Source organism: Aeribacillus sp. FSL K6-8210 (assembly GCF_037963925.1).
In the GTDB taxonomy this organism is placed as follows: Bacteria; Bacillota; Bacilli; order Bacillales; family Aeribacillaceae; genus Aeribacillus; species Aeribacillus composti.
Map to the genome: position 1 here is coordinate 768,400 of NZ_CP150172.1, position 26,526 is coordinate 794,925.

The 26,526-nt window shown below is 40.5% G+C and carries 25 protein-coding genes and 1 tRNA gene; 23 read left to right on the forward strand and 3 right to left on the reverse strand.

Annotation, left to right across the window (positions count from 1 at the left end):
• Positions 1-7 precede the first annotated feature (7 nt).
• The 18 genes from NSQ41_RS03755 (at position 8) to NSQ41_RS03840 (ending at position 15,296) form a co-directional block, all read left to right on the forward strand.
• Positions 8-952: a nucleoside recognition domain-containing protein gene (locus NSQ41_RS03755; RefSeq protein WP_066249277.1), complete on the forward strand. Its 945-nt coding sequence runs from the start codon at positions 8-10 to the stop codon at positions 950-952.
• On the forward strand, positions 942-1,580 hold the full coding sequence (gene ppaX / locus NSQ41_RS03760) for a pyrophosphatase PpaX (RefSeq protein ID WP_339194361.1): 639 nt from the start codon (positions 942-944) through the stop codon (positions 1,578-1,580). The genes NSQ41_RS03755 and ppaX overlap by 11 nt, the downstream gene beginning before the upstream one ends.
• Positions 1,581-1,585: 5 nt before the next feature.
• The gene (locus NSQ41_RS03765; protein WP_066249061.1) at positions 1,586-2,092 is read left to right on the forward strand and encodes an acyltransferase; all 507 of its coding nucleotides are present in this window, start codon (positions 1,586-1,588) and stop codon (positions 2,090-2,092) included.
• A 176-nt stretch (positions 2,093-2,268) separates the two neighbouring features.
• On the forward strand, positions 2,269-3,441 hold the full coding sequence (locus NSQ41_RS03770) for an ATP phosphoribosyltransferase regulatory subunit (RefSeq protein ID WP_339211031.1): 1,173 nt from the start codon (positions 2,269-2,271) through the stop codon (positions 3,439-3,441).
• The gene (hisG, locus tag NSQ41_RS03775; RefSeq protein ID WP_186439300.1) at positions 3,438-4,085 is read left to right on the forward strand and encodes an ATP phosphoribosyltransferase; all 648 of its coding nucleotides are present in this window, start codon (positions 3,438-3,440) and stop codon (positions 4,083-4,085) included. Before NSQ41_RS03770 ends, hisG begins: the two co-directional genes overlap by 4 nt.
• Positions 4,082-5,377 (forward strand): histidinol dehydrogenase, encoded by a 1,296-nt coding sequence (gene hisD / locus NSQ41_RS03780; RefSeq protein ID WP_339198893.1) that lies wholly within the window; start codon positions 4,082-4,084, stop codon positions 5,375-5,377. The genes hisG and hisD overlap by 4 nt, the downstream gene beginning before the upstream one ends.
• Positions 5,370-5,957 (forward strand): imidazoleglycerol-phosphate dehydratase HisB, encoded by a 588-nt coding sequence (gene hisB, locus NSQ41_RS03785; RefSeq protein ID WP_063389171.1) that lies wholly within the window; start codon positions 5,370-5,372, stop codon positions 5,955-5,957. Before hisD ends, hisB begins: the two co-directional genes overlap by 8 nt.
• A gap of 2 nt (positions 5,958-5,959) precedes the next feature.
• A complete protein-coding gene (gene hisH, locus NSQ41_RS03790) occupies positions 5,960-6,571 on the forward strand; it encodes an imidazole glycerol phosphate synthase subunit HisH (protein ID WP_063389170.1) in 612 nt (203 codons plus the stop codon).
• Positions 6,572-6,575: 4 nt separating this feature from the next.
• The gene (gene hisA, locus NSQ41_RS03795; RefSeq protein ID WP_339211032.1) at positions 6,576-7,313 is read left to right on the forward strand and encodes a 1-(5-phosphoribosyl)-5-[(5-phosphoribosylamino)methylideneamino]imidazole-4-carboxamide isomerase; all 738 of its coding nucleotides are present in this window, start codon (positions 6,576-6,578) and stop codon (positions 7,311-7,313) included.
• A complete protein-coding gene (gene hisF, locus NSQ41_RS03800) occupies positions 7,310-8,068 on the forward strand; it encodes an imidazole glycerol phosphate synthase subunit HisF (RefSeq protein WP_063389168.1) in 759 nt (252 codons plus the stop codon). Before hisA ends, hisF begins: the two co-directional genes overlap by 4 nt.
• Entirely contained in the window at positions 8,065-8,682 is a 618-nt protein-coding gene (gene hisIE, locus NSQ41_RS03805; protein WP_339211033.1) for a bifunctional phosphoribosyl-AMP cyclohydrolase/phosphoribosyl-ATP diphosphatase HisIE, read from the forward strand. Before hisF ends, hisIE begins: the two co-directional genes overlap by 4 nt.
• 81 nt (positions 8,683-8,763) lie before the next feature.
• On the forward strand, positions 8,764-10,194 hold the full coding sequence (locus NSQ41_RS03810; protein WP_327847915.1) for a tetratricopeptide repeat protein: 1,431 nt from the start codon (positions 8,764-8,766) through the stop codon (positions 10,192-10,194).
• Positions 10,195-10,293: 99 nt separating this feature from the next.
• Positions 10,294-11,241 (forward strand): thioredoxin-disulfide reductase, encoded by a 948-nt coding sequence (trxB, locus tag NSQ41_RS03815; RefSeq protein WP_063389165.1) that lies wholly within the window; start codon positions 10,294-10,296, stop codon positions 11,239-11,241.
• A 289-nt stretch (positions 11,242-11,530) separates the two neighbouring features.
• Complete coding sequence (locus tag NSQ41_RS03820; protein ID WP_063389164.1) at positions 11,531-11,989, forward strand: 8-oxo-dGTP diphosphatase; 459 nt, start codon at positions 11,531-11,533, stop codon at positions 11,987-11,989.
• 207 nt (positions 11,990-12,196) lie between these two features.
• The gene (rapZ, locus tag NSQ41_RS03825) at positions 12,197-13,081 is read left to right on the forward strand and encodes an RNase adapter RapZ (RefSeq protein WP_186439301.1); all 885 of its coding nucleotides are present in this window, start codon (positions 12,197-12,199) and stop codon (positions 13,079-13,081) included.
• 2 nt (positions 13,082-13,083) lie between these two features.
• Positions 13,084-14,040, forward strand: a complete 957-nt coding sequence (locus tag NSQ41_RS03830; RefSeq protein ID WP_063389163.1) for a YvcK family protein — start codon at positions 13,084-13,086, stop codon at positions 14,038-14,040.
• A gap of 23 nt (positions 14,041-14,063) precedes the next feature.
• Positions 14,064-15,014, forward strand: coding sequence for a DNA-binding protein WhiA (gene whiA / locus NSQ41_RS03835; RefSeq protein ID WP_063389162.1), 951 nt, complete (start codon positions 14,064-14,066; stop codon positions 15,012-15,014).
• 24 nt (positions 15,015-15,038) lie between these two features.
• On the forward strand, positions 15,039-15,296 hold the full coding sequence (locus tag NSQ41_RS03840; RefSeq protein ID WP_063389161.1) for an HPr family phosphocarrier protein: 258 nt from the start codon (positions 15,039-15,041) through the stop codon (positions 15,294-15,296).
• 737 nt (positions 15,297-16,033) lie between these two features.
• Here the strand turns inward: NSQ41_RS03840 and clpP are convergent.
• The gene (gene clpP / locus NSQ41_RS03845) at positions 16,034-16,612 is read right to left on the reverse strand and encodes an ATP-dependent Clp endopeptidase proteolytic subunit ClpP (RefSeq protein ID WP_063389160.1); all 579 of its coding nucleotides are present in this window, start codon (positions 16,610-16,612) and stop codon (positions 16,034-16,036) included.
• A 264-nt stretch (positions 16,613-16,876) separates the two neighbouring features.
• Here clpP and NSQ41_RS03850 point away from each other — a divergent pair.
• The 3 genes from NSQ41_RS03850 (at position 16,877) to NSQ41_RS03860 (ending at position 20,030) form a co-directional block, all read left to right on the forward strand.
• Positions 16,877-16,952 (forward strand) — tRNA-Arg (locus NSQ41_RS03850).
• 785 nt (positions 16,953-17,737) lie between these two features.
• Positions 17,738-18,382, forward strand: a complete 645-nt coding sequence (locus NSQ41_RS03855) for a LytTR family DNA-binding domain-containing protein (protein WP_066249117.1) — start codon at positions 17,738-17,740, stop codon at positions 18,380-18,382.
• A 133-nt stretch (positions 18,383-18,515) separates the two neighbouring features.
• On the forward strand, positions 18,516-20,030 hold the full coding sequence (locus NSQ41_RS03860; protein WP_339211034.1) for an acetyl-CoA hydrolase/transferase family protein: 1,515 nt from the start codon (positions 18,516-18,518) through the stop codon (positions 20,028-20,030).
• Between the two features lie 1,058 nt (positions 20,031-21,088).
• Here NSQ41_RS03860 and NSQ41_RS03865 read toward each other — a convergent pair.
• Together NSQ41_RS03865 and NSQ41_RS03870 are read right to left on the reverse strand one after the other, a co-directional pair.
• Complete coding sequence (locus NSQ41_RS03865) at positions 21,089-22,216, reverse strand: glycerate kinase (RefSeq protein ID WP_094245217.1); 1,128 nt, start codon at positions 22,214-22,216, stop codon at positions 21,089-21,091.
• Between the two features lies 1 nt (position 22,217).
• On the reverse strand, positions 22,218-23,048 hold the full coding sequence (locus NSQ41_RS03870) for a MurR/RpiR family transcriptional regulator (RefSeq protein ID WP_339211035.1): 831 nt from the start codon (positions 23,046-23,048) through the stop codon (positions 22,218-22,220).
• A 157-nt stretch (positions 23,049-23,205) separates the two neighbouring features.
• Here NSQ41_RS03870 and NSQ41_RS03875 point away from each other — a divergent pair, with 157 nt between their 5' ends.
• Positions 23,206-24,531, forward strand: a complete 1,326-nt coding sequence (locus NSQ41_RS03875) for a 6-phospho-alpha-glucosidase (protein ID WP_063388732.1) — start codon at positions 23,206-23,208, stop codon at positions 24,529-24,531.
• A 96-nt stretch (positions 24,532-24,627) separates the two neighbouring features.
• Entirely contained in the window at positions 24,628-26,523 is a 1,896-nt protein-coding gene (gene ptsG / locus NSQ41_RS03880) for a glucose-specific PTS transporter subunit IIBC (protein ID WP_339211037.1), read from the forward strand.
• Positions 26,524-26,526: the final 3 nt, after the last annotated feature.

The following is a 26,526-nucleotide window of genomic DNA, read 5'->3' on the forward strand; positions in this document are numbered from 1 at the left end:
TGAAAGTTTGAAACAAACATTGAAAAAAGGATTACAAACAGGATTGGAAACAACGTGGACTCTCGGTAAAGTCATTTTCCCTGTAACGTTGATTGTTTCATTTTTACAACATACTCCTTTGATTGATTGGATGGTTCATTTTATAACGCCGGTCATGAAGGTGATCGGGTTAAATGGAGATGCTGCTATCCCCCTTGTGATTGGGAATTTTCTTAACTTGTATGCGGCGATTGGAGCCATTTTGTCCATTGATTTTACGGTAAAAGAAGTTTTTATTTTGGCAGTCATGCTGTCATTTTCCCACAACTTATTAATCGAAACGACTGTAGCAAGCAAAGTCGGTGTGAAACTGTGGATCATCTTGTCCGTCCGGCTCGGACTGGCATTTTTTTCGGCTTTTATCATCAATCTTTTTTGGGACGGCGGTGGAGAAAAAGCTCAATACGGATTTATATCTCAACAAGATGCCGTGCCTTCAGACTGGGGAATGATTTTACTTGAAGGGCTTGAAAAAGCGGCAATGGGAGTCATTCAGCTTGCGGCCATCGTCATCCCGCTAATGATTGCTATTCAATTTATGAAAGATTTAGGCTGGGTCGACGCTTTCTCAAAAAAGATGGAGCCGGTAACCGAAATGCTGGGAATGAAGAAGAACACTTCGACAACGCTTGCGGCAGGATTAATTTTCGGGCTTGCCTACGGGGCTGGCGTGATGCTGCAAGCAGTAAAAGAAGATGGAGTGGAGCATCGCGATTTAACGCTGGCGTTTATATTCCTCGTTGCCTGCCATGCTGTGATAGAAGACACATTGATTTTTGTTCCGATCGTCGGTTCAGTTTGGCCGCTTTTACTCATCCGGCTGTTCGCAGCCATTCTTTTAACGATGATTATCGGTTTTGTCTGGAAAAAACAAGCACATATCGGGAAAAGGGGAACGGTTTATGAACATTGACACCGTATTGTTTGACTTGGACGGCACGTTAATAAACACAAATGAATTAATTATTGAATCGTTTTTACATACGCTGAACTATTATTATCCGGGCAAATATCAACGGGAAGATATACTTCCTTTCATCGGGCCTCCGCTTATTGACACATTTCAACGTATTAACCCTGAAAAAGCGGAGGAAATGGTCCGAAGATATCGGGAGTTTAATCATGCCCAGCATGATCTGCTTGTGAAGGAATATGATCATGTGCACGAAACGGTTCGAGCTTTAAAAGAAAAGGGATTGAAACTGGGCATTGTGACAACGAAAATTCGCGACACTGTTATGATGGGGCTGAAATTAACGGAAATGGATTCATTTTTTGACGCAATTATCACACTGGATGATGTACAGCATGCGAAGCCTCATCCTGAGCCTGTCTTGTCCGCTCTTAAATTGCTCGGTTCCGATCCGTCTAATGCATTAATGGTGGGAGATAACCTTCATGATATAGAGGCGGGAAAAAATGCAGGAACATTAACGGCAGGAGTTGCTTGGAGCATAAAAGGGAGAGAGTATATAGAATCGTTAAAGCCAGATTTTGTGCTGGACAAAATGAGTGATTTATTGAACATTGTGATGGAGTGAAGATTGTGAGAAGAACGGATAAATTTCCTGTTGAAGGCGCAAACTCCCTTTGGCAGGTGTACAAGACGGTTTCTTTTTGGAAAGTTGTCAAAAATGTCATCGTGATTCTTATCGCGCGCTACACTCCATTTATGTCTATCAAAAACTGGCTTTACCGCACATTTCTTGGCATGAAAATCGGACAGCAAACATCGTTTGCATTTATGGTTATGGTAGATATTTTGTTCCCGGAAAAAATTAAAGTTGGGCGCAATTCTATTATCGGATACAACACGACGATTTTAGCACATGAATATTTAATCGATGAATATCGCATCGGCGAAGTGGAAATTGGAGATGAAGTCATGATCGGAGCAAACACGACTATTTTGCCTGGTGTGAAAATTGGAAATCGAGCTATCGTTTCTGCCGGCACTGTAGTTCATAAAGATGTTCCGGAAGGCTCTTTTGCAGGAGGAAATCCAATGCAAATCATCTACACAAAAGAAGAAATGGAAAAAAGAAAGCGGTAAGCGTCATCAATTTTTTCGCTTACCGCTTTTTGATTAAGCAGGATTGAGCGAAAGTGAAATAAAGGCGCTTTGTGAAAGAAGTTTACATCAAAAACTTATTGATTATAAATCTTTATTTTGGTAGTATGGTAACATATTAGCGGATTAAAGTGAATGCGCCATGGAGGTGTCAGTGAGTGTTTATGTTTGAAAAGCCCTTAGGAATGCGGGATACATTGCCGGGCTTATATGTCATAAAAGAAAGCGTTCGTAAAAAAATGATGAATGTGATTGAAAGCTGGGGTTATCAATTTTTGGAGACTCCAACGTTGGAATTTTATGAAACGGTAGGAGTTCAGTCGGCGATACAAGAGCAGCAATTATTTAAACTTCTTGACAGGCAGGGGCATACGCTCGTTTTAAGACCAGATATGACAGCTCCCATTGCACGAATTGCGGCTTCCAAGCTGATGAAAGAAAGCTTGCCGTTAAGGCTCGCTTATTCTGCAAATGTGTTTCGTGCACAGCAGCATGAAGGCGGCAGACCGGCAGAATTTGAACAAATTGGCATTGAGCTGATTGGCGATGGAACGATTAGCGCTGATGCGGAAGCGATCGCTCTAATGATATATGCCTTAAAAAATACTGGCCTTAAAGATTTTAAAATTTCCATTGGGCATATCGGATTTATCAATGCTTTGTTCGGAGAAATTTTAGGGAAGGAAGAACGGGCGGAGAAGCTGCGCCGCTATTTATATGAAAAGAACTTTGTCGGATACCGCGAGCATGTGAGAAGATTATCTCTCTCTACCATTGACAAAGAACGCCTTTTAAGAGTCATTGATTTAAAAGGAGGAATTGAGAAGGCAGATGAAGCTTCAAGCCTTGTTGCTTGTGACAGCGGGAAGAAAGCGCTGGAAGATTTAAAACAGCTCCTTATCCAATTAAGAGCTTATGAAGTGGATCAATATATCAAATTGGAACTGAATATCGTCAGCCACATGAGTTATTACACAAGCGTGATTTTTGAATTATATGCGAACGGTGTTGGACTTCCGATCGGAAACGGCGGGCGCTATGACCATCTTTTAGAAAAATTTGAACGTCCTGCCCCGGCGACAGGCTTTGGCATACGGTTAGATAATTTGCTGGAAGCTCTGGGGGATTTAAATTTGAATAAAGATCGCTATTGCATCATATTCAGCAGAGAGAATCGACAAGAAGCTTTTCGGTATGCCAATAAGCTGCGAAAAGAAGGAAAACAGGTTGTCATGCAAGATATTTCCGGTATCGATCAAATCGACAGGTTTACAGGTCAATTTACAGATATTTATTATTTCCTCGGAAAACCAGGAAAGGTGAGAGAGTGATGAGCATGTTAACGATTGCGATGCCGAAAGGGCGAATTTTTTCAGAAGCTGTCGAACTATTAAGAAAATCAGGCTACAAGCTGCCAGACGAATTTGATGAATCAAGAAAACTAATTTTGACCGTGCCGGAAGAAAATATTCGCTTTATTTTAGCGAAGCCGATGGATGTCGGAACATATGTAGAGCATGGTGTTGCAGATGTTGGGATCGCCGGAAAGGATGTCATGATGGAAGAAGAGCGGGATGTTTTTGAAGTGCTTGATTTGAAAATTAGCAAATGTCATCTGGCTGTAGCCGGACTGCCTGATACGAAAATGAATGACATCGCTCCAAAGGTGGCGACAAAATATCCAAATGTGGCTTCTAAATATTTTCGAGAGCAAGGGGAGCAGGTCGAAATCATTCATTTGAATGGATCGATCGAGCTGGCGCCATTGATTGGACTGGCTGACAGAATTGTCGATATTGTTTCGACGGGAAGAACGTTAAAAGAAAACGGATTAGTAGAATTTGAACATATTGCTGATATCACTTCAAGACTCATTGTCAATCCCGTCAGCTATCGGATGAAGGACAAGCCGATCGACATGCTTGTGGAGCGGCTTGCCAAAACAGTGGAAGAAGGAAAGGAGGATTCGGATTGAAAATTATTCACATCACTAAGGATCAAAAGCTTTCCTTGAAAAGATCGATTGACGCTGGAACAGAGGAGCAGCGCAAAATTGTGAAGGAAATTATTGAACGAGTCAAAAAGGAAGGCGATCAGGCGCTATACGAATATACGAAACGTTTTGATGGGGCAGATCTTCAATCTTTGCGCGTATCAAAAGAAGAAATTAGTCGAGCGTACGAAGCGGTAGATAAAGAATTCATTGACATTGTTCAAGAAGCAGCAGAAAATATCTTTCATTTTCATGAAAAACAAAAGAAAGAATCATGGTTTTATTTCGATGAAAAAGGAACAATGCTCGGTCAGAAATTAACGCCGCTAGATGCTGTCGGCGTTTATGTTCCCGGGGGCACAGCTGCCTATCCTTCTTCTGTTTTAATGAATATCATGCCGGCTAAAGTGGCTGGTGTAGGCAGAATCGTGCTCGTTTCTCCTCCAGATCAAAATGGGAGCCTGCCGGCGGAAGTGCTGGTGGCAGCCAATGAAGCTGGCGTATCGGAAATATATAAAGCTGGCGGTGCCCAAGCAATTGCCGCTCTAGCTTACGGTACAGAAACAATCGAACCGGTCGACAAAATTGTCGGTCCTGGCAATATATTCGTCGCTCTTGCAAAGCGGGAGGTATTTGGAACAGTTGATATCGATATGATCGCCGGGCCAAGTGAAATTGTCGTCTTAGCTGATGAAACGGCTGTTCCGCATGAAGTTGCGGCCGATTTATTATCGCAAGCAGAGCATGACAGGCTGGCAACCAGCATCCTTGTTACGCCTTCTATAAAATTAGCAAAGGAAGTTCAAAAGGAAGTTGCGGCACAATTGGCCGAATTGCCGCGAAAAGATATCGCCGCTGCTTCGATCGAACAGTTCGGTGCTATTTATATAACGGATTCAATCGAGGAAGCGGTTGGGATAGTCAACCAACTGGCACCTGAGCATTTGGAGGTATTAACGGAAAACCCGACGGGTGTTCTGCCAAAAATTAAACATGCAGGAGCCATCTTTTTAGGGAGATATAGCAGTGAACCTGTAGGCGATTATTTCGCAGGTCCCAATCACGTTTTGCCGACAAACGGAACAGCGCGTTTTTCCAGCCCGCTTAACGTGGATGACTTTATGAAAAAGTCAAGCATCATTTCATACAGTGAAGAAGCATTCCGTGCACATGCTTCAAAAATTGCAAAGTTTGCAAGATATGAAGGATTAGAGGCGCATGCAAGAGCAATTGAAGCTCGACTAGAAAAAAGAGGAAGTGATCGAAATGAATAGAACCGCCACAATATCTCGAAAAACGAACGAAACGAATATTCAGCTGTCATTTTCAATAGATGGTGAAGGCCGTGCAGATCTAAAAACTGGAGTTCCTTTTTTAACTCATATGCTTGATCTGTTCACAAGGCATGGCCATTTTGATTTAAAGATTGAGGCAGAAGGCGACATTGACATTGATGATCACCATACGACAGAGGATATTGGCATTTGTTTGGGACAGGCGATTCAACAAGCACTAGGCGATAAAAAAGGAATTAAACGGTACGGTCATGCCTTTGTCCCAATGGATGACTCTTTAGCGCAGGTTGTTATTGATTTAAGCAACCGACCGCATTTTGAAATGCGTGGAGAATTGCCGAAGGGGAAAGTAGGAACATTTGATACGGAGCTTGTTCATGAATTTTTATGGAAGCTGGCGCTTGAAGCACGGATGAACCTGCATGTAATCATTCACTATGGAATGAATACCCATCATATGATTGAAGCTGTATTTAAAGCGTTGGGGAGAGCTCTTGATGAAGCGACTATGATCGACCCCAGAGTCAAAGGGGTCCCATCAACGAAGGGGATGTTGTAAAAATGATTGGCGTGATCGACTATGGCATGGGGAATTTATACAGCGTCTCGAAAGCCTTGGAACGCATGAATGCGGAATATTTTGTATCAAGTGATTTAAACGAGCTTGAAAAGGCAACAGCTTATATATTGCCAGGAGTAGGCGCATTCAAAGACGCGATGGCTATTTTAACGGAAACAAAAACAGATAAATTTTTGAAGGACGAAGTGCAAAAGGGAAAGGCTTTATTAGGTATTTGTCTTGGCATGCAGCTTTTGTTCAACGAAAGCGAAGAACACGGCTGGACTGAAGGACTCGGCTTTTTAAACGGCCAAGTAAAAAGAATTCCAGGAGAAAATGTAAAAGTCCCGCATATGGGATGGAATAAGCTGGCTTTTCAACGAGATCATCCTCTTATAACTGGTCTTCAAGAAGATTACGTATACTTTGTCCATTCTTATTATGCGGTCGTAAACGATCCGGACGTTGTGGTCGCCAGCGCTTCATACGGTGTGACGGTTCCGGCTATTGTAGGAAGTGGAAATGTATTCGGCTGCCAGTTTCATCCGGAAAAAAGCGGCAAGCTGGGACTAGCCATCTTGAAAAACTATTTAACTTTTGTATCAAGGATGTGAGCTAATGATGAGTTTTACTATTTTTCCCGCCATTGATTTGCGCGGAGGGAAATGCGTCCGGCTGCTTCAAGGCGATTACAATAAAGAAACGGTTTACGGAGATTCACCGTTTGCTGTCGCCGAGTCGTTTGTAAAGGAAGGTGCTGACTGGATTCATATGGTAGATTTGGATGGGGCAAAAGAAGGAGTCCGCGTGAACCATCAACATGTTTTGAAAGTGGCAAAAGAGCTAAAAGTAAAGGTACAAGTTGGCGGCGGCATTCGCACAGAAAAAGATGTATACGAATATTTGGAAAACGGCATTTCCAGGGTTATTTTAGGCAGTTCTGCCGTTTCAAACAGGTCATTTGTTGAAAAAATGCTGGCTGAATACGGCGGCCGAATCGCAATCGGTATCGATGCGAAAAATGGCTATGTATCAACAGAAGGCTGGCTGAATACGTCCGAAGTTAAAGCGGTTGATCTTGGAAAAGAACTGGCGAAAAGCGGTGCAGAAACATTTATTTTTACTGATATTGCAACAGATGGAATGCTCTCGGGACCAAATGTCAAGGCGATTGTGGAAATGGCAAAAGCAACTGGAAAATCAGTCATCGCTTCCGGAGGGGTAAGCTCCATTGATGATTTGAAAAAGTTAAAGCAATATGAACAGGATGGAGTGAAAGGCGCTATTGTCGGAAAAGCGCTTTATACGAAAAAGTTCAGCCTCCGCGATGCTATCCATGAGGTGAATGGGCTATGATTACGAAACGCATCATTCCTTGTCTAGATGTTAAGGACGGACGTGTCGTCAAAGGCGTGCAATTTGTCCAGTTGAAAGATGCGGGCGATCCAGTGGAGCTAGCGAAATTTTATGATGAAGAAGGAGCAGATGAGCTTGTCTTCTTAGATATTTCCGCATCTCATGAAGGCAGAAAAACGATGATTGATGTTGTCGAACGAGTAGCAGCAACATTAGCCATTCCCTTTACGGTCGGAGGCGGAATCAACTCTTTGGAAGATATGAAAAAAATTTTGCGTGCTGGTGCGGATAAAGTTTCCATTAACACTTCTGCTGTATTAAACCCTTCGCTGATTATGGAGGGAGCTGATTACTTTGGCAGCCAGTGCATTGTGGTAGCGATTGACGCAAAATACGATCCGCAGCTCGGAAGCCACCGCGTCTATACGCACGGGGGACGAAAAGCGACCGAATGGGAAGTCGTGGCATGGGCAAAGGAAGCTGTAAAAAGAGGTGCTGGCGAGATTTTGCTGACTAGCATGGATCAGGACGGAGAAAAATCCGGCTTTGACATTGACTTAACCAAAAAAGTAAGCGAGGCAGTTCCCGTCCCAGTCATTGCATCCGGCGGCGCCGGTAATGCTGAGCATTTTCTTGAAGTTTTTCGCGATGCCCGAGCGGATGCAGCGCTGGCAGCTTCCATTTTCCATTACAAAGAAACATCAGTCAAAGAAGTAAAAAGATTTTTGCAAAAAGAAGGGGTGAATATACGGTGAACATAGCAGAACTCAAATTCGATGAAAATGGACTTATTCCTGCGGTTGTTCAAGATGCTGTTAGCAAAGAAGTGTTAACAGTAGCTTATATGAACGAAGAGTCGCTAAAAAAAACTCTGGAAACGAAGGAAACATGGTTTTACAGCCGTTCGCGCCAAAAACTTTGGCATAAAGGAGAAACGTCCGGCAATACACAAACTGTTCAAGAGATACGCTATGACTGTGACAAGGACGCGCTTGTCGTGCTGGTAATCCCGAATGGTCCGGCCTGCCATACAGGACAATACAGCTGTTTTTCAAAAGAAAATGGCGGCCAGGTGAACGGTAGCCGTTTTGATATTATTAACAAGCTGGAGGCCGTCATTGCTGAGCGTGAAGCTGAGCGTCCGGAAGGCTCTTATACTACCTATTTGTTTGAAAAAGGCTTGGACAAAATTTTAAAAAAGGTTGGAGAAGAAGCTTCAGAGGTCATTATTGCAGCAAAAAACCGCAGCCATGATGAGCTGAAATGGGAAGCCGCGGATTTATTATTTCATTTGCTTGTTCTGCTGCGCGAGCAAAAGCTTCCGCTCGATGAAGTATTGAAAGTTTTAAAAGAAAGACATGAAACATAATCGCGAGTAAAAATAGGTTTTTCCTATTTATAAGATATGGTATACTATCCCTCGGCAAGTAAAGTGAAATGGAGGGTTTGAGTGGGAAACCGTAAAGTAAAAAAAGACGAAGATTCAAAAATTGTTTCGTTTTTCCAAGACAGTGCAACGTTTTATCGCTGGGGATTAAAGGCTTATCAAAAAGGCGATTTGCAGTCGGCTTCAAAATTCGTCAAGCGGGCAGTAGATCTGGATCCGTATAACGAAGAAATGATTTGCAGGCTGGCCAGCATTTATACCGAATTAGGAAAGTTTCAAAAATCAAACGAACTATTAACATATATTATTGAACATATTCACCCTCATTCGGTAGAATGCTATTATTTTCTTGCAAATAATTATGCTCATCTCGGCTTGTTTCACGAAGCTTATAAACATGCAATGATATATAAGGAAAAGGCGCCGCAAGGCATATTTTCCGTAGAAAACAGCGATCTTCTTGAAATGATCGAAATGGAAGAAGAGGCTGAGCATTCGGATGATCTAATCGTGAAGCAAGAAAAAGCGCGCTCTTTGCTTGAAAATGGACAGTTTCAAGAATCTATTTCCATTTTAAAAGAGATTATAACTGATTACCCAGAGTTTTGGTCCGCTTATAATAATTTGGCGCTTGCCTATTTTTACCTTGGGGAAGTGGAAAAAGCGAAGGACATGATTTCCCTCGTGCTCCGGAAAAATCCAGGGAATTTGCATGCTTTATGCAATTTGCTTGTATTTTTTTATTATGAAGGTGATGAAGCGAGCATAAGCATGCTAGTTGAAAAACTAAAAAGGGTTTATCCGCTTGTTTCGGAGCACCAATATAAACTGGGGGCGACGTTTGCACTCATCGGCTTTTATCCTCATGCATTCAAGAGGCTCCATGCCTTGTATCGAAAGGGATTTGAGGGGGATGACACGTTTTATTATTGGCTCGCATACTCTTCTTATTTTATAGGACACTATGACTTTGCTAAAAAAATATGGAAGAAGGTTCTGTATTTAAATCCGCGGAAGGAAGGCTCTGAACCGTGGAATATGAAAGGGCTAAACGAAATGGAAAATCAAGTCCCGGAGCGGCTGCTCTCTATCTATTTCGCAATGAAAATGGATGAACGAGCATATTTAGTAAATGAACAGGAGTTTGAAACTCGTCTTGAAAGAGAAGCTGTTCAATATGCTTTAAGCGTTTTAAATGGCAAAAGGCCGACAGGTTTTCATGCTGTTCATTTCGCTTTCCATGTGGCCGATAGTTTAATGGACAAAACGTTAGAAGGAAAAGAATTGGTTTTATTTTGGTTTCGGCTTTTCAAAAATGCCTTTAAGTTCGACATAAAATTTCGCAATGTCAACGCATGGTCAGCAGCTGTCTATTATTTATGGATGAAACAGATAGGAAAAAACATCACACAAGATGGTGCGGCCAATCACTTTAACATCAGCAAAGCTACGCTGTCTAAATACGTGCGCGTCGCAAAAAAATTGAAAATGTGAGCAAATAAATAGCACGAGACATTTATTTTATATAGGATATGTTGTAGGGAATAATAATTTTGTATTATTTATTGGATCATATGATGAGGAGTGAGTCTCGTGTCTGAAGAAAAAATTTATGATTGTATCATTGCCGGAGCAGGACCTGCAGGATTGACAGCTGCTGTTTACACATCCCGCGCCAACCTTTCTACTTTAATGATAGAAAGAGGCGTGCCTGGAGGGCAAATGGCCAATACGGAAGATGTTGAAAACTATCCTGGATTTGATCATATTTTAGGTCCAGAGCTATCAAATAAAATGTTTGAACATGCTAAAAAATTTGGTGCTGAATACGAATATGGAGATGTGAAGGAAATTGTCGATGAAGGCGAATATAAAATCGTCAAAACAGGCAACAAAGAATATAAAGCAAGAGCAGTGATTATCGCTACAGGGGCCGAATATAAAAAGCTCGGCGTGCCTGGAGAGAAAGAACTGGGCGGACGAGGCGTCTCTTATTGTGCTGTATGCGACGGAGCATTCTTTAAAGGAAAAGATTTGATTGTTGTCGGCGGCGGAGACTCTGCTGTCGAGGAAGGAGTTTATTTAACCCGCTTTGCGAACAGTGTGACAATCGTTCATCGCCGCGACCAATTGCGCGCCCAAAAAATATTGCAGCAGCGCGCCTTTGATAATGAAAAGATTGATTTTATTTGGAATCATACAGTAAAAGAAATTCATGAAGTCGACGGGAAGGTTGGCAAAGTCACGCTCGTAAATACGATAACAAATGAAGAAACAGAAAAAGAGATAGACGGTGTATTTGTATACATTGGCATGGTGCCGCTGTCCAAACCTTTTGAAAATCTCGGAATTACAAATGAAGCAGGATATATTGAAACAAATGAAAACATGGAAACGAAAATTCCCGGCATCTTTGCGGCAGGAGATATTCGGGAAAAATCTTTGCGGCAAATTGTAACTGCAACTGGCGACGGAAGCATTGCTGCCCAAAGTGCTCAACATTATATTGAAGAATTAAAAGAGAAATTAAAAAATGCCTAAAATTGTTAACAAAATCGTAACTATGATTTAATTGTGCTGTAACATCAATGAAATAAAATTCAGTTACTATAAAAGTAGTAATTGACCCCCTTTTATAATATATACTTTTGAGCATGGGCAACCCTTCCCATGCTCCTTTTTTTGTTGCACCTTTTCTTTTGAAACCTTTAAAAGAGAAAAAACGTATGATAAAGTAGGAAAGCATGCGCATTGAGACACTATAGCATTTAATTGTATAATAAAAGGAATAAATATTTTTTATGTACCGCAACCTAGGGGTGAACTTGCTTTGCAAAGGGTTACAAATTGTGTTCTTGTTCATGAAGGTCAGCTGCTCTTGCTTCAAAAACCGCGCCGGAATTGGTGGGTAGCCCCTGGAGGGAAAATGGAGCAAGGGGAATCGATAAAAGAATCTGTTGTAAGAGAATTTAGAGAAGAAACTGGAATTTATTTAATAAATCCAAAAATTAAAGGGATTTTCACGATCATTGTCAAAGATGGAGATAAGGTTGTTCAAGAATGGATGATGTTTACATTTTTCGCAACACAATTTAACGGGGAAAATGTTTTGGAAACTGAGGAAGGAAAGCTGAAATGGCACTCGATTGATGAAATTAAACAGTTGCCGATGGCTGCGGGCGACTACCACATTATTGAATATATGATTAAAGGGTCAGGAATCATGTATGGAACATTCATCTATACACCTGATTATGAGCTTTTGTCTTATCGGCTCGATCCACAATAAAGAAAACTTCAGCTGCAAGAAAATCGAAGCCAAGGTTCAGAGAAGAGGATATACATGCCAGTTTCAAAATTTCCGCTAAATAAATTTATGATTTGACTCTTCTCATCCTTGATCAAAAAGCTATCAGATTAAAAAAATAAATCCCGATATTTCCTATTCAACATCTGTTACTGAATATTTTTCTTTTGAAAAAACGGGGGGCTTTGAATGATGAGTGAAACTTCAAATATTAAGATGGTTATTATTACGGGGATGTCCGGGGCAGGTAAGACGGTTGCGATTCAAAGCTTTGAAGATCTTGGATATTTTTGCGTCGATAATCTTCCACCTACTCTTTTGTCCAAGTTTCTAGAGCTTATGAAAGAATCGAGAACGAAAATGAACAAAGTAGCTGTAGTTATGGATTTGAGGGGAAGGGAATTTTTTGAATCTTTCCATCAGGCAATTGAAGAAATCAATGATATCCCGTGGATCGCACCGCAAATTTTGTTTCTTGATGCACATGATCAAGTATTAGTTAACCGGTATAAAGAGACGAGAAGAACCCATCCATTAGCTCCAAAAGGTCTTCCGCTTGAGGGGATCCGCCTTGAACGGGAAATGCTGGAGGAATTAAAGGGACGTGCGCAAATTGTATATGATACATCCAACTTAAAGCCAAGAGAATTAAGAGAAAAAATTTTAAAACAGTTCGCAGAAAATGGCGATCAAACCTTTACGTTGAACGTTTTATCATTTGGATTTAAATATGGTTTGCCGATCGACGCGGACTTAGTGTTTGACGTGAGATTTTTGCCCAACCCGTATTATATTGATCATATGCGCCCTAAGACGGGGCTTGACGAAGAAGTTTCATCATATGTTTTAAAATGGACAGAGACATCTAAATTTTTAGAGAAGCTGACAGATTTACTCTCATTTATGATCCCTCATTTTCAAAGAGAAGGAAAAAGTCAAGTGGTCATTGCAATCGGTTGCACTGGCGGACAGCATCGCTCGGTGACTCTGGCTGAATATTTAGGGGATTTTTTCCGCAAAAACTACAAAGTGCATGTATCCCATCGTGATATTGAAAGGAGAAACTATCGATAACTATGGATAAAAAGAAAATCGTCATTATTGGAGGAGGAACCGGATTATCTGTTCTGCTTCGAGGCTTAAAGCTGCTCCCTTTTGATATCACGGCCATTGTAACAGTTGCAGATGATGGCGGCAGCTCCGGTAGACTTCGTGATGAACTGAACATTCCCCCGCCGGGCGACATTCGCAACGTGTTAGCTGCTCTTTCCGATGTGGAACCGCTAATCGAGGAACTTTTCCAGCATCGTTTTAAAAAAGGGAACGATTTGACTGGCCATTCTCTCGGCAATTTAATACTTGCAGCGATGACCAATATCACCGGCGACTTTATGCACGCCATTCGGGAAATGAGTAAAGTATTAAATGTTCGCGGTACTGTTTTGCCTGCAGCGAACCAGAGCGTTGTATTAAATGCGGAGATGGAAGATGGATCTGTTGTGAAAGGGGAATCGAAAATCCCTTTTTCAGGAAAAAAAATTAAAAAGGTGTTTTTAACCCCGAAAAATGTAAAACCTCTTCAAGAAACGATCGATGTCATCAGACAGGCACATATGATTATTTTAGGGCCTGGAAGTCTTTATACAAGCATTTTACCGAATTTGCTCGTTCCGAAAATTGGCGAGGAGGTTTGCAAGTCCTCGGCCAAAAAAATATATATATGCAATGTCATGACTCAGCCAGGGGAGACGCTAAACTATACAGCGAGCGATCATGTGAAGGCTCTTTACGATCATTTAAACTGTCCGTTTATTGATGTGATCCTCGTGAACAACGGATCTATTCCCGAATACATACAAAAACGCTACGCGAAAGAATCAGCTTTTCCTGTCCAAGTCGATGCAGAGGCGCTAAAAGATATGGGACTTCGAGTAGTGCAGGACAACATGGTCTCCTTCGATCAACATGTTATTCGACATGATACGAATAAAGTGGCAAACATCTTAAAAAATTTGCTTCTGGAAGAAACGTAATCGGAAAGGGCGGTAATGGAAACATGTCGTTTGCTTCAGAGACGAAAAAAGAATTGACAACACTGGAAGTAAAACAATGTTGTTTAAAAGCAGAGTTGTCCGCGCTCATCCGAATGAACGGAACTGTGTCATTTTCCAACCGGGAATTGCTTTTGGATGTGCAGACGGAAAACGCAGCGATTGCAAGACGCATTTACATGCTGATCAAAAAAAAATATGACGTTCCGATCAAGCTGCTTGTACGAAAAAAGATGCGATTAAAAAAGAATAACGTCTATATTGTTAGAATGAATGAACAAGTAAAAGAGATTTTGGAGGATTTGCGAATTTTAGGCAAGGATTTTATGTATAACCATCAAATCTCTTTAGACCTTGTGAAAAAAAAGTGCTGCAAGCGGTCGTATATGCGTGGTGCGTTTTTAGCGGGCGGATCTGTCAACAACCCGGAAACTTCTTCATACCATTTGGAAATCTCGTCGTTATATAAGGAACATAACGATTCGCTATGCAGTTTGATGAATACGTTTTATTTAAATGCAAAAACACTGGAACGGAAAAAAGGATATATTACATACTTAAAGGAAGCTGAAAAAATTGGGGAATTTTTGACATTGATCGGTGCCCATCAAGCTCTACTGCGTTTTGAAGATGTCCGAATCGTTCGTGATATGAGAAATTCAGTGAACCGCCTTGTCAATTGCGAAACAGCAAATTTAAATAAAACCATTGGAGCTGCTTTACGGCAGGTAGAAAATATAAAATTCATTGATGAAAAGATCGGATTAAGCGCCTTACCTGAAAAGCTGAGGGAAATTGCAGAATTACGGGTTATGTATCAAGATGTGACATTGAAGGAACTAGGTGAAATGGTGTCCAGCGGGAAAATCAGCAAATCGGGAATCAACCACCGATTAAGAAAAATCGATGAAATCGCTGAAAAATTGCGGGCTGGCAAAACGATTTCATTTAAATAAATTTTTAAGAAGAGAGGGATTAATATGGTTGAGAAAAAAGTGGAAGTTCGGTTAAAAACCGGTTTGCAGGCACGACCGGCTGCATTGTTTGTTCAGGAAGCCAACAGGTTTTCATCTGACATTTTTATCGAAAAAGACGGAAAGAAAGTAAACGCCAAAAGCATCATGGGGTTGATGAGCTTAGCTATTAACAGCGGCTCTGAGATCACATTGATCGCAGAAGGAAACGATGAGGAAGAAGCATTAGAAGCGCTTATCAACTACATTCAAAACGAAAATTAATGTGAACACACAAAAAAATTGCCACAAAATTCATCAATGGATGGATATTGCCTCTCTTGTGGGAGAAAGCAGGAAACAACCGCTGTCAGCCACAAGAGGGCTTTATTTTTGCTAAAACTGATATGAAGACGAAATGGCTTCGGGTGCTGATCCATTCGTTCATAGAAAAGTTATGATAAATCTTATGTTGGGAGAGAGCTTCGTGAAGGTTCTTAACTGGAACTTTTGGATTTCAAATTATTGCGAAAGAGCGGGGCGAATCCGAGCAATATATTTGGTGTAAATACTATTTTTTCATAAATCTGCGATCAACATTCAAGAAAAAACAAACGTGCTTTGATATGGTTCGAATGACTTACAGCTGAATGGATAAAGAGAGATTCTAGCCCTTTTATAACATGAAAAAATCGATTATAACACTTGTTTTTGCCAGCAGGTGTCCAGAAAAAAACTTCAGCAAAATACGGTTTACACAGGCTCTCCGAAAGCATATTTAATCCTTCATCCGGCTCGATCCGCATTTTGGGCTTAGATTAAAGCAATATCGGCAGTTAACGGCTTTTCGAAAACGTAAAGCTGACGATTCCGGCCAAAAAGTTGAATGAGGAGCTGCTGTCAAGATCATTCTTGACATTTGCTCCTCATTCAAATGTGTGAAGGTATGAAGCAGCGGTTTATTTTTATACTGTCTGCTTGATATGTTTAAATTTTTTTTGTCTTCCTATTTGAGGCAGCTTTTATTTTGTTAAAACTTTGTCAATCAACCCATATTCTTTTGCACGTTCAGCTGACATGAAATTGTCGCGGTCCGTATCACGTTCAATTACTTCAAGAGGCTGGCCAGTGTTTTCAGATAAAATTCTGTTCAATTTATCTCTTAAAGAGAGAATTCGTCTAGCTGCAATATCAATGTCAGTTGCCTGACCTTGCGCGCCTCCTAACGGTTGATGGATCATTACTTCACTATTCGGAAGGGCAAAACGTTTTCCTTTTGCACCTGCCGCCAATAAGAATGCTCCCATGGAAGCAGCCATTCCTATACACATCGTGGATACATCAGGTTTAATAAATTGCATCGTATCATAAATCGCCATGCCAGCAGTAATTGATCCGCCCGGGCTGTTAATGTAAAGGGAAATATCTTTTTCAGGATCCTCCGCTGCCAAGAAAAGAAGCTGAGCAACGATGGAGTTTGCAACATGATCATCAATTGGCGTACCAAGGATAATAATGCGGTCTTTTAACAATCTTGAATAAATATCGTAAGCACGTTCACCACGGTTTGTCTGTTCAATAACAGTCGGTATTAAATTCATTATGTTTCCTCCCTCACATCAAAGTTAAAGTCATTTCTATTCCATCATACATAAAAGGTCAATAAAGGTCAAACAAAAAACTTTTATATATAATTATTTATAAGATCAATACATGTACCATCATACCCTCATTTTTCATTTTTCAAACAACGATGAAAAATGAATTTTTCAAATCAATTTTGACACGATGGATAATTAAGCAAAATTTATTCTTGCATATACTGTTCGGTTCGATTATAATATAATTCGTGACATTTGAAAAATGCGCTCGTAGCTCAGTTGGATAGAGCGGTGGTTTCCGGTACCACGTCCGTCGGGGGTTCGAGTCCCTCCGAGCGCGTAAGCCTAGAGCAACAAGGGTTTGAGCGATTTAGAAGTCGTTCAACGGACGGAAACTACCGAAAAACGGACAACGTATTTTCGCAAGGTTTCCGTCCCACTGAATCAAAGAGACCGCGTGCCTCCAAAATGAAAAATTTTGGAGGTTTTTATTATGCGAAAAAGGCTAGAAAGGTAGTTTCAAGACATCTGATTGTAGATGTAATCTCGATTATATGACGGTTGCAGAAGGATTAAAATACGCTAAGATCATTTACAAAACGGAAGCTATCCAGGACGAACGAGTACCGATTATTGAAGTTCTTGAAAAAATTTTATAGATGTTGTCGGTTTTAGAGATCTTACTACTGACCAAATTAGACGGTACATTTAATACGTCATCTGTAACCGTGGATATTCTTTTCGGTGCTATTAAATCGATTTTTAGAAAGCTACATAAATACGGTATTATTTGAAGAAAGTCTCGTCAAAAAAAATGCCAAAATTAATAAGGATAAACAACGAATCTTTGTGCCTACAGACACGCAAGTAAAGAGGCTATGAAACGTCAAAGATATAGGTATTTACGGGATTTCGTGACTATGGTGCTATTAAACTAATGTTAGAGTGAGAACAAAGGGCAAACTAAGTTGAATAGTCAGAAATTTCGGGTATTTTTTATCGTAAACTATTTGAAAAAGGTGACGATATTAGTCGCACTCGATAAGAACTATGCCAAAAAGGGTGAAAAAAGATGTAAAATAATAATATCTTGCAAGATTTATAGATCACGAAGGGTGTTGAAGAATGGAACGTATTTCAGTAGTTTCCATTTTAGACGTTATTGGTGAATTGTTTTCTGATGAAGTTTCGATTGCTGTTTCCAATACAAAGGAATATATCTATTACCGGCCGAGCAAACGGATTGATTTGAAAATCAGACCGGGAGACTTGGTAAGAAAAGGAACGATTGCGTATAAAGCTTTGCACACCAAACAAAAGGTTTCTGAGTTTATTAACCGCGATGTGTTTGGCGTTCCTTATCACGGGATGGCTGTGCCGTTTTTTTGGGAAGGAAAGCTTGAGGGATGCGTCACTGCGATTTTTCCTGCTTTGACGGATGGAAAATCTGTTGTGACCGTCAAAACTGATGACGGATGGGTTCCTATTCCTTTTTCGAAAGTTGCGTATTTAGAAGCAAAAGATAAAAAGACCTATGTGTACACTGAAGGATGCTCAGGAACGCATAAATACTCTCTCCAGGAATTTGAATACTTGCTTCCAAAGGACTATTTTATTCGCTGTCATCGGGCTTTTATTGTGAATGTCAACCATATTAAGGAAATCTACCCTGATGCGCATTCAACTTTTTTGCTGTTGATGAATAACGGTGATAAAATTCCTGTCAGTCAGTCTTACTCCAGTTATTTTCGAAAATTGCTTGGATTTTAAAAAATCGTTCTGTTTTAGTATGGAAATTGAGTTGTTTATCTGAATTTTCGGTCACTTATCCCCAAAACCTTGCCCCATTAACTTTTATCGGTAAAATAAATTTTAAATTCATTAAAGGGGAGATGATGGGGAAATGGACAATAAATTGGAAAGGATTGAAGATTTGCGTTTGCGCGATCGAATAGTCACAGCTGATGAAGCCGCATCATGGATCAAAGACGGGATGACTTTAGGGTTAAGCGGATTTACACGCGCGGGTGATGCGAAAGCGGTTCCATATGCGTTGGTAAAACGTGCAGAGCGAGAATCGTTTAAAGTAAATGTGTATACAGGAGCCTCTTTAGGTTCTGATATCGATAAAATGTTCACTGAAGCTGGCATTTTAGGCAAGAGGCTTCCTTTTCAGGCAGATCCTACGATGAGAAAAGGAATCAATCGGGGAGAATTTTTATTTGTCGATCAGCATTTGTCCCATACTGCTGAATTAGTGCGCTCAAATGTTATGGATCCAATCGATTTTGCAATTTTGGAAGCGGTTTCTATTACAAGAGATGGAATGGTTATTCCGACAACCTCCATTGGAAACTCGTTGACATTTGCCCAGCACGCAAAATCGATCATTATAGAGATTAATATGGCACAGCCTGCAGACTTAGTAGGAATGCATGATTTGTATGAACCGGAGAAACAAGGGGAAAGAAAACCGATTCCGCTGACAAAATCGAATGATCGAATCGGTACGATCGGAATACCGATTGATATCGAGAAGGTAAAAGGAATTGTATTTACCAATCAGCTGGATTCTCCGTCGACAATTGTGCCTCCGGATGAAGAAACAGTCATTATGGCGCAGCATTTGATAGAGTTTTTGCGTAAAGAAATTAAAGCCGGCCGGTTAACGGAACGTTTGGCCCCGCTGCAGTCAGGCATCGGTTCCGTCGCCAATGCAGTTCTTCATGGCTTGCTGGATTCAGAATTTGAGGATTTAGAGGTGTATTCTGAAGTATTGCAGGATGCAGTCTTTGATTTGATAGATGCGGGCAAAGTCCGTTTTGCCTCTTGTTGTTCGATTACCCTTTCAGAGCCGAAAATGAAGGAGGTTTTCTCGAATTTTAAGAAATACCGCGACCGTTTAGTGCTGAGACCGCAGGAAATTTCCAACCATCCTGAAATTATTCGCCGGCTCGGTTTGATTTCCATTAACACAGCATTGGAAGTGGACATCTACGGCAATGTCAATTCAACCCACGTACTTGGAACGAAAATGATGAACGGCATTGGCGGATCAGGTGATTTTGCAAGAAATGCCCGACTGGCGATTTTTGTGACAAAATCAATAGCGAAAGACGGAAACATATCAAGCATTGTTCCTTTTGTCTCCCATGTTGACCATACGGAGCATGACGTCGATGTCATCGTCACCGAGCAAGGGTATGCGGATCTCCGGGGCTTGGCGCCAAGAGAGCGTGTGGAACTGATTATCGAACGCTGCGCCCATCCGATGTATCGCGACCAGCTTCGTGAATATTATCAGGAAGCTCTTGCAAGAGGAGGGCATACACCACATGTTTTAGAAAAAGCTCTTTCATGGCATATAAATTTTACTAAAAACGGAACGATGCGTGAAGAGATTGCACATAGCGTTTAATCGGATGACAATTTATTCGTGCATTTTCTAGACATGCGAAGAGATCGGCACAGCTTGATCAAAGAAGGAATTTATCAACTAGAAATCAATTTTGTGGATATCACACAACAAATGTTTTCACCCCCCTTAGCGTTAAAAGCACTAAACGAATGGACTTATTAATTGATACTGTACTGAAAAATTTAATAAAACATAAATTCGAGTTGAAGGCAGAAAACGATTGTTTTTGCGAAAATCATCATACAGAACGGATAGTGAGCGCTTTGATCAACTGTTTTCTGAGAATAAGGACGGATTTGCAAGGGTTATTGATTACAGCGTCAACTGGTATCTAATGTTAATTGATCATTTTTCTGACGCAAATTGCTGTATCACCCGATAAACTTGATACTGAAGTCGATATTCCGGAAGTCGTCAATCTCGTGTTTTTTCAAGAAAGGACGTTCGACATCAAAGTTTTGGCAAATAATTCGGTTCAGAACACGCTTATATAAAGACTTACTAGGATTGGAGAAGTTAATACGCATTCACCTTTTTGGCAATTTTGGTAATTTTGAGTTTTTCTGCGAAAATCCAAAAGGAATGGAAGGAAATAGTTTAACGGAACGGTTGTTTAACATCGAAGTCGAAATCATTAAAGAACTTTAGCATTTGCAGCACCAAGAAGAAAAGTATATGGGTTAAAAACGGAGTTATGGAATAAAAGTTGAAAGAACCGTTTAAAAGTGCAGGAAGCATTATAGACTTGTTTAAAGACAACATGGATGATCGTGAGGAAAATGATCTGTATTCGATAATTTAACACAAAATTGTGAAGATATTGTCGGTGCTTAATGGAATACATCTATTATTTCTTTTACCTTCATTACAAAAGAGGCATCTTAGATGTTGAACAAGATCTTAGATGCCTCTCTAATGTGGAATTTTGGAGATTTGCCGGTCAATCTTCTAGATAAAATTGAGATGGAATAAGGGGTAAGTTATTTTTGCAGTATTCAACATAAACATCTGAAAAAAATTTCCCCATCTGGATTATAAAAGCGAAAACCTGGATCCGATTATATCTTCAAAGAGTGAATAAGATGCATCACTTGCTTCGTCTGGTTGTACAATAGCTGTTTTGCCTGATCCATACATTCCTCAATCGTCAATGGTTTAGTAATAATCGAAAAGCATCCGTGAAATTTGCTGCGGAGCACATCCAAATTGCCTGCAAGCGAGCCGGATATTAATATCGTTGGAACTCCGTATATTTGAGCGAGATCAGCGATATAGCCGGGCGCTTTTCCGTATAATGTTTGTTCATCGCTTTGTCCTTCTCCTGTAATGACAAGATCCGCCTGCTCTATTGCTTCCTTCAAGTTCGAAGCTTCTGCTACAAGCTCAGCACCGGATATAAGCTTTGCGCCTAGTACAAGGAATGCAAATCCCAAGCCTCCTGCTGCCCCTGCACCTTTCACGTTATTGAAGACTTTTCCTTGCTGCTTCTCAATAAGAGCAGCAAATCGGGCCAATGCTTCGTCGTAAATCGGTATTTGTTTGCTGCTGGCACCTTTTTGCGGTCCGTAAACTGCGCTGGCACCTTTTTCACCACATAGCGGATTGTCCACATCACAAGCAACCTTTATTGTAATATGTTCCAATCTCGGATCCAAACGGTCGAAACTTACTTGATTGACCTCCAATAAATCTTTTCCGAAAATCCCCGCTTCTTTTCCTTCTTTATCCCAAGCTTTCATGCCAAGCGCCTGTAAAAAGCCAAGGCCCCCATCATTTGTAGCACTGCCGCCAAGCCCGATAATAAACGATTTACAGCCTTTATCCAATGCATCTTTCATCACTTCGCCAAGTCCGAAAGTAGTGGTCACATCCGGGTTTCGTTGTGAAGGAGGCACTTGGACAAGCCCAGCGATATTGGCAACTTCAATAGCAGCTGTATTGTTTTCGAGGATGGCATAATATGTTTTTATTTTTTTGCCCAAGGGGCCTGTACAGGTTACCTCAATGCGATCCCCGGCTGAAGAGGCTAACAATGCATCGACTGTTCCTTCTCCGCCGTCAGCCATTGGTTTTGTTCTTACTGTATCACCATAATGAAGGTCAAGTATTGCTTGTTTCATAATATTTGCTGCTTGAGAAGAGGTCAGACTCCCTTTAAAAGAATCAGGTGCTACGACAATATTCATTTTAGCTGCCTCCTTTGTTTGTCTGATATCCTTCCGAATTTTTAAAAACGATAGAGTAAACGAGATAAATGGAATTAATTACACTCAGCATATTGATTTCTTCCAAAATAGGTGATTTAAAGGATTCTAGTTTGCAGCTGCTCACTTTGATGATTTGTTTCGCATGCTGTGCTAAATAGCCTTTTTCATTGCCTGTAATCGCAACGATAGGAATACCTCTCTTCTTTAATACCTTTACTAGCTGAACGATAAATCTTGTTTCTCCGGAAAAAGAAATGACAACGGCTAAATCTCTGGGCGTAAGTGATTCTGCTTCGGAAATTTGATTTTCATGGTTGCTGTACGCAGTAGCATATTTGCCCAGACGAATAAATTTGAATTGTGCATTTCTTGCAATGAGATGCGAAAATGTTACCCCAAAAAAAGCAACTTTTTTTGAGTGATGAATTTCGTGAACAACTTGAATGATTTCCTTTGAGCGGAGAAATTGCTCTGTTTGCTTCAGAGAAGCATGTAATTCGTCATAATATTCGTTTATTTGTTTTAGATTAAATTTCGTTTTAAGGTTTTGATAGTCTACTTCGGTATCATTAAATTCAATAAATGATCTGGCATATTCTTTAAGCTCTTTAAACGTAATATTTTCAAAGCGCTGGCAAAATCGAGTGATCGTTGCAGGTGATGTATGGCACGCTTCAGCTAATTCATAAATGGACATTTTCGGGATTTTTTCCACATTCCTCAAAATATATTCGGCAATAATGATTTCTGATTTTGTTTGGTCTGTTGAAGATTCAATGAAGTTTAATAATTTAGCCATAAAGTTGTACATCGAATCACTCCGGATTTCATATTTATTGTACGCTCTATTATAAATGACCATGAAAAAAGTTTCATAAAATGAAATTTTTCCTGTCTTTGTTTTTTCGTTCGTTAAGATATCGGTAGAAGCAGTTACATGAAAAATTACTACCAGGAGCTGAAACACAATGAAAAAATTCAATGTACTTATTGTTGGCGGGGGGAGTACTTGGACGCCAGGGCTTTTAAAAGCAATTTGCTCGCGTCAAGATACTTTCCCGATCAACCGATTGGTCATGTATGATATCAATTACGAACGCCAAAAAATAATTGGCGAATTTGCGAAAGTGCTCTTTAAAGAAGAGTACCCTGACATTCATTTTAGCTATACAACAGATAAAGAGGAAGCATTCACGGAAGATATCGATTTTGTTTTTGTGCAAATGCGTACTGGCGGCTATGAAATGCGTGAAAAAGACGAAAAGATCCCGTTGAAACTAGGGGTTATCGGTCAGGAAACATGCGGGCCGGGCGGTTTTGCTTACGGTATGAGATCGATCCGCGATATGATTCAATTGGTCAAGGATGTCAGAAGCAAAACGAAAGACGCATGGATTTTAAACTACACAAATCCTGCTGCTATCGTTGCGATTGCGTTACAGCAAATGTTTCCTGATGATAAAAGAATCCTCAATATTTGCGACCAGCCTGAAAACTTGCTTCGTTCGTACGGCCGTTTATTAAATATGAATGAACGTGATTTTGATCCTGTATACTTCGGATTAAATCACTTTGGCTGGTTTACTCATTTATATGATCCGCAAGGCAATGACAAATTGCCTGAGTTAAGGGAAATGATTTTGAAAAACGGCTTCCGTCCGGCTGACTACGAGCAAAGGGATAAATCATGGCTCGAAACGTATGCCATGGTGCAGCAAATGGTGCGAGATTTTCCGGACTATTTGCCGAATACGTATTTACAGTATTATTTATATCCAGATAAAGTGCTGAAAAAATTGAATCCGGATTTTACGCGTGCAAATGAAGTACAAGCCGGAAGAGAGAAACGCGTATTTGAAGATTGTGTGCGCGTTGCTGAAACAGGAACTGCAAAAGATTCCAACGTAGTAGCAAATGATGCACATGGCGAGTTTATCTTAATTGTTGCAGAATCCATTGCATACAACAAAGGCGACAATTTTATTGTCATTTTGAAAAATGATGGAATCATCAGCAATTTGCCGGATGATGCGATGGTTGAAGTGGCTGCAAGTATAACCTCAAACGGGCCTAGACCATACGCAGTTGGAGAAATTCCAACATTCTATAAAGGATTGATTGAAGGGCAATATGCGTATGAAAAACTTACTGTGGAAGCATATATGGAAGGCTCATACGCCAAAGCGCTGCAAGCTTTAACTTTAAATCGTACAGTGGTATCTGCAGCAAAAGCAAGAGAGGTATTGGATGCCTTAATCGAAGCCAATAAAGAATACTGGCCGGAATTGCGATAATAACTTGTCCGTGCAGGGAGCCGTTATGACTCCCTGCTTGAAAAATAGCTGGAATGTATCCGTTTTCTATATATTATCTAGAAGGGGAGCTATGAAATGAAGAAGGTATTTAACTTTGATTTCTTTCAGAGAATTGGCAAAACTTTTATGGTTATAATTTCTTTGCTTCCTGCAGCCGGTTTATTGCTGGGAATCGGTACAACGTTACAATCTCCGTATTTAATCGAATATTTGCCTTTTTTAGATTCAGGATTTTGGAAAACGATTTCTGATTTAATGAAGGGTGCAGGAAAAGCGATATTTGGAAACTTAGGTGTTTTGTTCGCTATCGGTATAGCGGGGAGCTGGACCGGTGGAAAAGCGGCAGCCTCCTTATCAGCACTTGTTGGTTATTTAGTTATGCATACCGTTATCGGGATTGTCCTTGGAATCACGCCGGAAAACGTATCGGAGCCAGGGCGTGTACTTGAGTTAGGGATCCCGACACTTCAAATCGGTGTTTTTGGCGGTATCATCATCGGGTTTGTAGCAGCAGTTCTTTATGAAAAATATCATGATTTCAAAATGCCGGAAATGCTGTCCTTTTTCGGCGGTTCACGATTTGTTCCTATTATAACAGCAGGTTATTCAATCATTATTGCACTGATTTTGGCCTTTGTTTGGCCGCATGTACAAGACGGCATTTATGCACTTGGAGCTGCCTTATCTGGAGAAAATACGCCGCCGCTTTACATGTTCATTTATGGACTAGTAGAACGTGCCCTTATTCCGTTTGGATTGCATCATATTTTCTATATTCCAATTCGTTTTTCGGAAGTTGGCGGAACGTATACAACACTTGCTGGATCTGTCGTTTCCGGGGATACGGCAATGTATATGGCTCAGCTTGCGGATAAACAAGTAAATGATGCCGTTGAAATAACAGCAGGAAGATTTATGGCAGGGAAATTCCCGTTCGTCCTGTTTGGTCAGCCAGCGGTAGCGTTAGCAATGTATCACATGGCAAAACCGAAAAACAAAAAAGCTGTAGCAGGCTTATTGTTGACTGCTGCGGGAACAGCATTTTTTACAGGAATTACAGAGCCGCTTGAATTCACGTTCTTGTTCGTAGCGCCATTATTATACGTTTTCCACACATTAATGGCAGGGCTGTCATTTATGCTGATGTATGTTTTAGATGTGAATGTTGGATATGCCGGCGGATCCGGAATCATTGATTTTATCTTATTTGGTATATTACCTGGTGTTGGAGAGCCATGGTGGTATGTCATTATCGTTGGTCTGGCAATGGCTGTTGTTTACTACGTTGTATTCAGATGGGCTATTAAAAAGTGGGATCTTCTTACACCAGGACGCGGAGATGAAGATTCGAACAGACTTTATACTAGAAAAGATTACGAAGAAAAAACAAATAGAAAAAGTGATGAATCTGTTGTCAATCAAAAAGCGTATGAAGTATTAGCAGCACTTGGCGGAAAAGAAAATATCAATAATCTTGATGCATGTATTACACGTTTAAGAGTAGGTGTAAAAAACAAAGGCGCTGTTAATAAAGAAAAACTGAAAGCCCTTGGTGCTTCAGGCGTATTGGAGGTAGGAAATGGAGTTCAAGCAATATTTGGACCTACTTCAGACACGTTAAAAAATCAAATTTTAGATATCATGAATCAGGAAACAAACGAATATAAAGAAGAATCAACTATTAGTGTCGTAGCGCCATTATCAGGAAAGGTTGTTGCATTGGAAGAAGTGCCTGATGAAGTTTTCTCTCAAAAAATGATGGGCGACGGCATTGCTGTTCAACCAACAAGCGGAGATGTCTATTCTCCGGTTGACGGTGAAATCGTCGATGTATTCCCAACCAAGCATGCCATTACACTTCGTTCAGATGAAGGAGCAGAGCTGTTGATTCATTTGGGACTAGAAACAGTGAACTTAAAAGGAGAAGGCTTTGAAATAAAAGTTTCACCTAAAGACATTAGCATTGCATAAATA